This window comes from Oleiphilus sp. HI0128 (assembly GCF_001635365.1).
In genome coordinates this window covers 1-958 of record NZ_LWGG01001480.1, presented here as the reverse complement: position 1 = coordinate 958, position 958 = coordinate 1, and the positions used below count along the sequence as shown (strand labels likewise).

Below are 958 nucleotides of genomic sequence, written 5' to 3'. Positions count from 1 at the left end.
GATGGTACCTGTAATATTCTGGAGAACCCGTCAGAAGGTTCTGTCCATATGCGCTTTGGACGAAACGTCGAGCTTCAAGCCGCCTTTGGTGAAACGGAAGACGGTACCTTGTTGAGCCCTAACCCGCGTGAAGTCAGTAACTCGCTGATGAAGCGTGAGCAATTTAAGCCCGCCACCAGCGTTAACTTTATTGCGGCGTCATGGATTCAATTCATGGTTCACGATTGGGTGAGCCACGGCCCTAATGCGACCGATAACGATATCGAAGTGCCTCTACCATCAGGTGACCCTTTAGGTACGGGTGTTATGTCTGTACAACGTACAACTGCTGATCCGGATCGTAGCGTTGAAGACGATGCTTACTTGCCAGCGACTTACCGTAACCACAATACTCACTGGTGGGATGGCTCACAGCTTTACGGCAGCAACAAAGAAACCAATGATTCTGTTCGTTCATTTGAAGATGGTAAGCTCGCTATTGAAAGTGATGGTACTTTGCCAACAGACTTCTGGAGTGGCGTGCCGGTTACTGGCTTTAGTGACAACTGGTGGCTAGGTCTTAGCATGATGCACCAGCTATTCACCTTGGAGCATAACGCTATTGCTGACAAGCTGAAGGAAAACTATCCAAACGCGACAGATCAGTGGCTATTTGATAAGTCCCGCTTGATCAACTCTGCCTTGATGGCGAAGATTCACACAGTTGAATGGACGCCTGCAATTATCGCCAACCCTGCATTAGAGTTGTCGATGGAAGCAAACTGGTGGGGTATCGCGCGTAATCCTGAAACACGTGATTTGATGCAAAATGTGACGGACGATATCAAAGGTCCTAATTCCTGGCTCATTAACACCATCGCATTATTTGATCCTGAAAAAGCTGAACAGTTAAGCACGCCAGGCGCAATTGACCATATCCTTGGTGGTTTGGTTGGCCAAAGCAAACCAAATAATTATG

At 47.7% G+C, this 958-nt stretch carries 1 protein-coding gene; it reads left to right on the top strand.

Annotation, left to right across the window (positions count from 1 at the left end; all coding sequences use genetic code 11):
* On the top strand, positions 1 to 958 hold a 958-nt coding region (locus A3763_RS24400), incomplete at both ends, for a peroxidase family protein (protein ID WP_304440846.1).